Annotated in this window: 12 protein-coding genes; 3 read left to right on the top strand and 9 right to left on the bottom strand. The window is 29.4% G+C overall.

Annotated elements, in window-relative coordinates; genetic code table 11:
- Positions 1-199: hypothetical protein (locus CVS95_RS09830; protein WP_234400058.1), on the top strand; the 199-nt coding region annotated here is incomplete at its 5' end.
- A gap of 408 nt (positions 200-607) precedes the next feature.
- Here the strand turns inward: CVS95_RS09830 and CVS95_RS09415 are convergent.
- The 4 genes from CVS95_RS09415 to CVS95_RS09400 are packed head-to-tail and all read right to left on the bottom strand — an operon-like array spanning position 608 to position 2,452.
- A complete protein-coding gene (locus CVS95_RS09415; protein ID WP_107696430.1) occupies positions 608-961 on the bottom strand; it encodes a hypothetical protein in 354 nt (117 codons plus the stop codon).
- 46 nt (positions 962-1,007) lie between these two features.
- Positions 1,008-1,229, bottom strand: coding sequence for a hypothetical protein (locus tag CVS95_RS09410; protein ID WP_103583811.1), 222 nt, complete (start codon positions 1,227-1,229; stop codon positions 1,008-1,010).
- Position 1,230: 1 nt separating this feature from the next.
- Positions 1,231-2,217 carry a HipA domain-containing protein gene (locus CVS95_RS09405; protein ID WP_107696429.1) on the bottom strand — a complete coding sequence of 329 codons (987 nt, stop codon included), beginning with the start codon at positions 2,215-2,217 and terminating at the stop codon, positions 1,231-1,233.
- 7 nt (positions 2,218-2,224) lie between these two features.
- Entirely contained in the window at positions 2,225-2,452 is a 228-nt protein-coding gene (locus CVS95_RS09400) for a hypothetical protein (protein WP_103649457.1), read from the bottom strand.
- Between the two features lie 223 nt (positions 2,453-2,675).
- Here CVS95_RS09400 and CVS95_RS09395 point away from each other — a divergent pair, with 223 nt between their 5' ends.
- Positions 2,676-3,224, top strand: coding sequence for a hypothetical protein (locus tag CVS95_RS09395; protein ID WP_107696428.1), 549 nt, complete (start codon positions 2,676-2,678; stop codon positions 3,222-3,224).
- Between the two features lie 6 nt (positions 3,225-3,230).
- Positions 3,231-4,700: a MobP1 family relaxase gene (mobP1, locus tag CVS95_RS09390; RefSeq protein WP_107696427.1), complete on the top strand. Its 1,470-nt coding sequence runs from the start codon at positions 3,231-3,233 to the stop codon at positions 4,698-4,700.
- A 53-nt stretch (positions 4,701-4,753) separates the two neighbouring features.
- Here mobP1 and CVS95_RS09385 read toward each other — a convergent pair whose 3' ends face one another.
- The 5 genes from CVS95_RS09385 to CVS95_RS09365 all read right to left on the bottom strand — a co-directional run bounded on the left by CVS95_RS09385 (position 4,754) and on the right by CVS95_RS09365 (position 8,132).
- On the bottom strand, positions 4,754-5,452 hold the full coding sequence (locus CVS95_RS09385; RefSeq protein ID WP_107696426.1) for a hypothetical protein: 699 nt from the start codon (positions 5,450-5,452) through the stop codon (positions 4,754-4,756).
- Between the two features lie 162 nt (positions 5,453-5,614).
- On the bottom strand, positions 5,615-5,848 hold the full coding sequence (locus tag CVS95_RS09380; protein WP_107696425.1) for a helix-turn-helix domain-containing protein: 234 nt from the start codon (positions 5,846-5,848) through the stop codon (positions 5,615-5,617).
- Positions 5,845-6,081, bottom strand: coding sequence for a hypothetical protein (locus tag CVS95_RS09375; RefSeq protein ID WP_107696424.1), 237 nt, complete (start codon positions 6,079-6,081; stop codon positions 5,845-5,847). The genes CVS95_RS09380 and CVS95_RS09375 overlap by 4 nt, the downstream gene beginning before the upstream one ends.
- 64 nt (positions 6,082-6,145) lie before the next feature.
- Complete coding sequence (locus tag CVS95_RS09370) at positions 6,146-6,709, bottom strand: hypothetical protein (protein ID WP_107696423.1); 564 nt, start codon at positions 6,707-6,709, stop codon at positions 6,146-6,148.
- 109 nt (positions 6,710-6,818) lie between these two features.
- The gene (locus CVS95_RS09365) at positions 6,819-8,132 is read right to left on the bottom strand and encodes a toprim domain-containing protein (RefSeq protein ID WP_199906354.1); all 1,314 of its coding nucleotides are present in this window, start codon (positions 8,130-8,132) and stop codon (positions 6,819-6,821) included.
- Positions 8,133-8,193: the final 61 nt, after the last annotated feature.

Below are 8,193 nucleotides of genomic sequence, written 5' to 3'. Positions count from 1 at the left end.
TTTGTTTGTTGTTACTGCTAGCATAAGCAGCAAATGGAAAGTCAACGAAATGAGTGGTCGGAAGCGTCAGATAAGTATAAGAGACAGGATAAAGAAAAGTTATGTTAAAAAGATAAAAATCGCGTGCGCGTGCGCGAAAGAGAAAAAACAACAATTATTTTTAGAAAATAAACTTAGGCAATCATTAAAAAGAAGTTAGAAATATTATAAACCCAAATTTACTACTAAGCTTAAATTAAAATTAGGCATCTAAGTCTAGTCAGTTTGTTTATTCCATTTTTACTTTTCTCAACTTCTTTGTTGTTTTCTCTTAACAATAAAGTATTTTTTTAGATCCTTCGATATCGCCAGTAGATATAAAATTCATAATAGCAGCATTAACCAAATCACTATTTGCTGTTGAAAACAATTATTTTCAAAACACTTGATCAGTAGTTCCCTATTTTGTGGTATTTCATTAAAAAAAGGATAAAAAATTTAAGCTTAGAAAACTTAAAGTAGTAAAAATGGCTTAAGAATTTACCTAAAAACAAGTAAATTCTTATCTTTTCTTAAAAAATAAATATAATCTAAAATGTTCTTTTAGCAACTGCTCTAAGATCTTGCATTATTTTTCACCCATTTTAAAATTATCTATTGCTTCTCTTTCGGCTTTTTTGTTAGCGTATCTATCTCTAGTGTCTTTTTCTAAAAGCATTAAATTCATAATAAAAGTGTCATCTTGAAATTTAACGCCTCTAAGTGGTCTATTAAAATTATCCCATATATTATCAAACCTATTAAATTTTTCTAAAAATTCTATCTCGACGTCCAAAAGTTGTTTCCTCTCTTTTAGAAAATTTATTATCTCTTTGTGCCGTTTCGGTAAGGCTACAATATAAAAATAACATAGATAGACAAATACAAGAAATGCTATTGTATTTACTATGGTTATAAACAAATCATTTGGATAAGAATTCATTACTGCTCCTTTTTTTATCCTTATATAATCTTTGCGACATATCGTTTCAACAAATTCCTAAGTATTTTTTTCTCAAATATTCCGCTTGCTCTTTTGTAATCTCTTTGCTAAGCTGAGATATATTTATTGATGAGTAAAGCTCGCTCCAGTATAAGCTTAAATCCCAATTAGGATGAGTATTTGAATTCTTACAATCTAAAAACTTTTGTAAGTCTTTTTTGAGCCATGGCGACAAAGTATTTTCATCTAATATTATATTCTCTTCCATATTACCACCTATCTAAATTTTTATCTTTTTCTTTATCTTTTTCTAAATTTTTGTCCTTGCTCTGATGAAGCTTAAGGGATATAAAATAAAGAAGTCTATTTCTCTTTTTTTCATGTTCTAACTGTTTTTCTATGGCCAAATCTATTATTTTTTCTTTTCTAGCTTGAATAACTGTTTGTAAGAATTTTTTATGAGTATCTGAAATATAAGGTGTGCTAGAAATTATTTCATTGATTTTATTAAGATCTATCTTTGATCCTATTTTTTTTAATGAGTTTATACAATCCTGATTTCTTGTTTTTATTAAAAAATTATATGGATTAATTTTCTCATTCTTTTTCCGTATAACTGATGGAGGAAAATCATAAACTATTTTGTTTAAGTCTTTTTTATTGAGCAAAATATTTTTCATTTCTAGCTCATTAAATTGTGAAAAAAGAGAGCAACCGCAATCAAATACTGGAGCTGGTCTTTTATATGTTTGAGTATCTACATTTGCAATAAAACCCCAGTTGCCATTATGTCTATCTGAGTTTGCGAGTAATGCATCTGCTATAAACATATCCCAAAACATTTCTTTCATTTCTTTTTCATCAACTGCAAATTGATTTTTTGCTTCTATTGTGTTTAATATATTTCCTAGATCGGCATCATATCCATTTGCTATTTTTTCTTGATAGGTAACAAAATCTATCATAAATTCATTTGGCTCTATAAAGTCTTTACAAGCTACAACAACTTTATCGTCATATGTTCCAAGGATTGTGTCTTGTGTTTGTATATCTAATGTTTTTAAAATACTACAAGATATATGCTCGGTAACGCAAGCATTCATAAAATTTAAATGTGCTGCAGCAACTAGCTTTGGAGGAAATTTCAGCATATAATCTTCGTCATTATATATTATGCCTACTTTTGTTCCACAAAATCCACCATAGCTTTTGGAGCTTTTTTCGCAATTTGTAAAATCTATTTCGTTATCTACCATTGTTTTTCTAATCTGAAAGTTTTTTTATGAGTTCTAAAATTTCGCTTGCTTTGTGCTTTTCTAAAATCGTTGTTATATCTTTTAAAAAATCGTTGTTTGTTTTTATCAAATCACTTATTGCTTGTGATAGTTTTAGCTGCTCTTTTGCTATCATCTCTTTCTTTTTGCTTTCAAGTGATGCTAATTGAGATTTTATTTTTTTAATTTTCTCGTCTATTGAAACTATCTCGCTCATAGCCGTCCTCCTTTTATTGATTAAAATTTTACTCGGCAGTATAGCAGAGTTTTAATAAAATTTCAAGGCAGTTATAGCTGATTTTTTTAATTTTATGGCAAGTTTTATTGTGTATAATTTTGGTCGTAAATAGTATTAATTGCAGGATAGCCAATCACGCCAAAAATGTAATACATTTTTTTGTGATTGGCATTATCTCTGCGAGGCTCAGTAAGGTATAAAAATGAAAAATGTAATTAAGACTTTTAGAATAGAAAACAATTTGTTAAATTTGGTTGAGGAATATTTGAAAGATAGTAAATATAATTTTAGTGATTTGGTTAATGCTGCTATTATGAATTTTATATCTACTGGCAATATTGAGGGATCTAAAAAAAATACTTTGTTATTAAAGGAAAACAACAAAGAAGTTGAACTTAGAATATCAATATCTAAAAGTGAATATAAGTATTTGGTTGATTTATCTAATAAACATGGTTTTAACTCAGCCACCAAAGAGGCTAAATTTTTACTATTAAATATTTTAAATTCCAATAGTCCTATTTTTAATAATATTGAAATGGAGGAGTTAAGAAAATCTAACTATGAGCTTAATATGGTTGGCAGGAATATTAACCAAATGTTGAAAGTATTATATGAGCAGGATTTGAAAAATTTTAAAGTAAATTATGAAAATTTAATATCAGTAGTAAAAGTAGTAAATGACAAAATTTCTGCCGTAAGCGATAAGATAGAAAAGTATATCAAGATTTTAAATTTGAAGCTAAAGTAATATTAGATGAGAAAAAAGAGAATACTTGATGACGAATGGTGGCGACCCAAAAGAGTTATTACCGATTTAGAAAAAAAGGCTAAGAGTTCTTACGCATATAATAATCAACGAGGTATTTATAGAAATAGATTTAAAAGTGTTATTACATATACAAAAGCACCTTCAAAAAAACAAACGGAAGTTGTTATTAAATTTACTGGATCTAGTAAAAATTATGAGGGACTGAAAGCACATCTAAGATATATTTCTAGAAATGGCGAGGTTGAAGTCCAAAGCTCTGATGGTTGTAAATTTATAGGAAAAAGTGATTTAAATATTTTATCTGAAAGCTTTAATAGCGGCGATCGCATACCAACACAAAGAGAGATAAGAGATAACTCGCTAAAAGAGCAAAGAGAAGCAATACATGTTGTTTTTTCTATGAAAGATTATCAATTTGCATCTGGTGCTAAAATTAAAAAAGCAGCAATGAATTGTGTATCAAAAATGTATCCAGATAACTACTTTTGTATAGCAATACATAATGATACGGATAATCCACATTGCCATTTAGTTTTAAAGGTAAAAGATTATTTAGGTAGGAGAATAAATCCAAAAAAATCTGATATAGCCAATATGAGATTATCATTTGCAAATGAGCTTATCAAGTTGGGTGTTGAAGCAAAGGCTACAACAAAATCTAACTCTAGAAATTCTGAAAATGATAAGGGAATTTACATTGCTGGAGATTATAATAATGGTGAAAAACACAAAGCACATCATTATAAAGTTACTGGCTATGGCAGAGCAAATTATAAATTCGATAAAGATAACGAGGAAAGCTTTTTTGTATCATATATGACTACAAAAGGTAAAGAGATTTTTATTTGGGCTAACGATCTTGAGAGGGTTGTAAAAGAAAACGACGTCAAAATTGATGATTATTGTAGGTTTGTCATTACGGCTGAAAGTCCAGTAACATTTAACGTCCATGATAAGAAAAAAAATGTTTGGTATGAGAAAACTGCTTATAAGAAAGTCTGGGACGTTTCTATTGAAAATAAGAACGAAAAGGTATTAGAACCTCTTAAAAATTTCACTCCTAACGATTATAAGCAGGTCGATGAGCCATATAATGAAGTGGTAGATTTTGGCATCGATCACTATCAATTTAATTACGATATGCCAAAAAGCTACTTTGTGAAAATGCTTAATCCAAATAGAAAAGAATTCTATATTTGGGGAAAAGATCTAGAAAATATCATTAAAAACGAAAATATAGTGTTTGGTGATAAATGCAAATTTAGCCAGCAGGGTAAAGACGAATATGGCAAAAATATTTGGGTTGTTGATATACAAGGCAGAGATACTAAAGCAGCTATTAATAGAAAAACAAATATTGCAGTGACCGAAAATAAAACTTCAGCTGGAGCAGTCGATAAAAGTAATAAGACCAAGAATAAGAGTAAAGGCAGCAATAAAAATATTGATTTTTAGTTTTTAAAGTAGGGATTGTAAAAAAAGGGGGGGGGCTATTAAGCCCCCTTTTTTTATTTATATTTTCTCATCCACTCTTTTTTTATGTCTTCAAATCTATACTCGAGATAGCTAGTTCGTGTGTTTTCTTCCGACCAGACTAATAGTTTTATTTCGGTTTTATTGCCTTTGGTGATCGATACAATATCATACCCCTGAATTTGGCAGCCAAAAGTATACATATTTATTTGCTCGTCTATCTCTTTGGTATCAAAGTGAAATTTAGCAAGCTCGTCATCAAAATCGTTTTCTTCTAACTCGTTATAGTTATCGCAAAGTATCCATCTGTCAGTATGCCCATTTGATTGAAAAATCCCCTTATATTTCATATTCCAGTCAAAATTAGCCCTGCCAGCAATTTTTGCCAATTCGTCAATGAAGTAGCTATAACTCTCTTCCATGTCTGAAACATATTCCACTCTTTCATGGTTAAATTTCTCTAACGTTCCAAAACCCAATTCATCGGTAAGTTGATCAATGTGTTCAATGCCGTTTTCTTTACAAAATTTGCTACTCATAATTTTATTAAAATTGTTGTTTTCATCGTTTGTAAGAGTTATACCCAGTTTTTCTTGAAGTGCTTGCCACTCGTCAGAGTTAAAACAAAGTAATTTAAAGCCATCGCTAGATTTGTCGCAATAAATCACTTTTTGAGGCTCTTTTAAAAATACGCCCAACTCCTTTTCTCCTAAAAAAAGTTCATATAATTTCATCTCTTATCCTTTGTTTTATTTAAAAAGTTAGTATTTCTAACTTTTTATAAGAGAATTATATAATAATATTAACTATTTGTCAAGATAAAAGTTAGTATTTTTATACATTATTTTATAAAATAGTTAAAATTTTTACCCTTTTGGGAGAAAAAAGGTAAAAATCTAATTATTTGAAATTTTTTTGATAATTTCGCTTAATACTTTAAAATCTGCAAGCTCAGTTTGTAGTTTTTGATTTTCTTTTAGTAGATTGATCGATTGTATTGTTTGGCTGCTAAATTTATCAGTGGTTATTGCCACTTTCAAGCTGCCCTCGGTCATACCGATTTTTTCCGCCAGCTGTTTATATGTTAAATTTTGCTCTTTGCAAAATTCCTTTACGTCGGCTGCTGTCATTCGCTTTTTCTTTTCATATCTTCTACAAGAAGTTTTCTCATATAAGCATTTCTAGCTAGAAAAGTTTCATCACACTTTTCATCCAAATACGCTATTTCTTCTTGAGTAAGATAAATACTTACTTGCACAGTATTTCTCTTTTGTTTTTTGTCTTTTTTGTCTTGCATCTCATAAGTTTTTACATTGCTGTTTTGCAAAGCTTCTTCGATGCTAATGCTCGCTCTCTTAGTCATACTTCAATATCCTTTTAATAGTTTTTATATTATATTAATATATTCAAAATTAAAATAATATAAATTAAGATTTGCTTCTTATAGCCTTTAAAAGTCTTCTATATTCATTAAAAAAGCTCGAGTAGCTTCTTTTTGATAAAGAGCTTTCATTATATAACTCAGTAAAAGATAATCCGTAATTTGCAGCGTTATTAACGATCTTAGAATTTTTGAAATAAAAAGTTGGTATATCCTTGTATCTCTTATCAAGTTCATTTTCTAAAAATTCTTCTTCTCTATCATCTTTATAGTTGGTTGCAAGAAGTATTATATTTGGATTTATTGAAATAATTTCGTTTATCGTTTCCACTGTTCTGATAAATGAATTATATGTTGGCAAACAAGGGATAATTACAACATCACAATTTTTTATAATATCTAAAACCCCAGAAGCAGAAAACCCACCAAAGTCATATACACAATCGTCAAGATCCTTTACTTTGTCTAGAATTTTTGCTTTGTCTGGATATATCTGTTCGATACAAGAATTGTCATTAGATTGCAAAAAGTATCCAAAATCCTTTGCAATACTAAAAGCAAAAGGCGTTTTGCCTACGCCACCTTTTTTGTTTAATAGAGCTATTTTCATTATTTTATCCTTTTAAAATTTTTACAAAAGCATTATACTTTTTAAAATATTAAAATAATATAAAATAAATTATAAAGATAGTATTTCTATTATAATAATATAAATACTATTATCTTTCTTTATCTTTTGTCTTTTCTTGGATACTCTCTCTAGCTACTAAAAAATCGGTAAAGTCAAAGCCTTTTTTTAGTGGTTCTTTTATGCCGACGTTCCTGGCAATTTTATTCCAGTCAATTACTTCTATTGTTTTGCAAACATCTTTTAAATCTTCTCTTAAGGCTTTTGCTCCACTCTGCCCTGCTTCATCGTTATCGTATGCGATAGTGATATTTATATCTTTAAAAAGCGGTATATATTTTTCACTAACTCGAGCACTTGCAGATCCAAGGGTAATAGCATTAAAGCCACTAGCAAGAGCGTTTAGGCAGTCTTTTTCGCCCTCAACTATAAAAATCGTTTCATTGTCTTTTTGATTTTTTGCAAAATCTTTTAGATCTCTCAAATTAAAAGGGCAACGTTCTCTATTCTTTGAAAACATTACCTTTGGCAAGGTCACTAAATTTCCATTATCACCAACAAATGGCTGAGGATTTTTATTGTATTTCCAAAACGTTAGGCAGTCGCCATTCTCGTTTCTAATAGGCATAATTAATCTATCGGCTTGCTTTGAATATCCAATTTCATACTTTTTGGCTATGTTTTCTTTTTGCTCTTTTGTTGCAGTTGGCAGGGTTTGAGATAGTAGCTCCCAAAATCTTTTGAAATTTTCTTTTCGCTCTACCTGGAATTTATCTATAAAGTCTTGTGTAATAAAGCCTTTGCTTGCTGTTTCACTCTTATTTTTTTTGATTTCAAAAGAGTTTTTTAATGCTGCCATCTTTGTTATATATTCTTTCTTGATAGAATAAGTCTTTTCGGTATATAGGTGTTTGTCTGTTTCTAGCCACTCCATTTCTTTCTTTGAGTCAAACACCATAAGATCATCAAGCGGTTTTATTTTAGAGATAGCCCAATAATAACCTTTTGTTATATCTGAAGCGTTTTCACCGCATCCGACGTAAATTCCACTTTTATTGTCGTCTATTACATTTAAGCCAAAAACAACGGCTTCAGCTCTTATTTCGCTAAGTGTGTCTTTCTTGAATTTAGGCTGTTGATTGCTGCTAAATTTAATATCTTGTGGTCTATTAATTATATCGTTTGCTCTGCTAAAGGCATCTTTTTGGGACATATTCTCAAAGGTTGTCATAAAATCTATTATACTACCATACCAACCGCTGCCAAAATCTTTTATTTTGCCGTCCTTTGGATTAATAGACGCACTGGCTGTATTTTCATCACGTATTTTAAATTTATAGTGTCTATCGACGTTATAACCTAAAGTTTCTAAAATTAAGGCGGTTTCATCTTTGCTGTATTGCATTTTTTATCCTTTTATATATAATAAAAATTATATTAATATAATATATTTTAAATTATATTAA

This window comes from Campylobacter concisus, from assembly GCF_003048905.1.
GTDB classification, from domain to species: domain Bacteria; phylum Campylobacterota; class Campylobacteria; order Campylobacterales; family Campylobacteraceae; genus Campylobacter_A; species Campylobacter_A concisus_V.
This window is presented reverse-complemented; position numbering and strand designations above follow the sequence as displayed.

Excerpts from the sequence above, each read along its gene's own strand:
- CVS95_RS09375 (WP_107696424.1), bottom strand. The coding sequence starts at position 6,081 with ATGACTAAGAGAGCGAGCATTAGCATCGAAGAAGCTTTGCAAAACAGC.
- CVS95_RS09395 (WP_107696428.1), top strand. The coding sequence starts at position 2,676 with ATGAAAAATGTAATTAAGACTTTTAGAATAGAAAACAATTTGTTAAAT.
- mobP1 (WP_107696427.1), top strand. The coding sequence starts at position 3,231 with ATGAGAAAAAAGAGAATACTTGATGACGAATGGTGGCGACCCAAAAGA.
- CVS95_RS09365 (WP_199906354.1), bottom strand. The coding sequence starts at position 8,132 with ATGCAATACAGCAAAGATGAAACCGCCTTAATTTTAGAAACTTTAGGT.
- CVS95_RS09415 (WP_107696430.1), bottom strand. The coding sequence starts at position 961 with ATGAATTCTTATCCAAATGATTTGTTTATAACCATAGTAAATACAATA.
- CVS95_RS09400 (WP_103649457.1), bottom strand. The coding sequence starts at position 2,452 with ATGAGCGAGATAGTTTCAATAGACGAGAAAATTAAAAAAATAAAATCT.
- CVS95_RS09410 (WP_103583811.1), bottom strand. The coding sequence starts at position 1,229 with ATGGAAGAGAATATAATATTAGATGAAAATACTTTGTCGCCATGGCTC.
- CVS95_RS09370 (WP_107696423.1), bottom strand. The coding sequence starts at position 6,709 with ATGAAAATAGCTCTATTAAACAAAAAAGGTGGCGTAGGCAAAACGCCT.
- CVS95_RS09405 (WP_107696429.1), bottom strand. The coding sequence starts at position 2,217 with ATGGTAGATAACGAAATAGATTTTACAAATTGCGAAAAAAGCTCCAAA.
- CVS95_RS09380 (WP_107696425.1), bottom strand. The coding sequence starts at position 5,848 with ATGACAGCAGCCGACGTAAAGGAATTTTGCAAAGAGCAAAATTTAACA.
- CVS95_RS09385 (WP_107696426.1), bottom strand. The coding sequence starts at position 5,452 with ATGAAATTATATGAACTTTTTTTAGGAGAAAAGGAGTTGGGCGTATTT.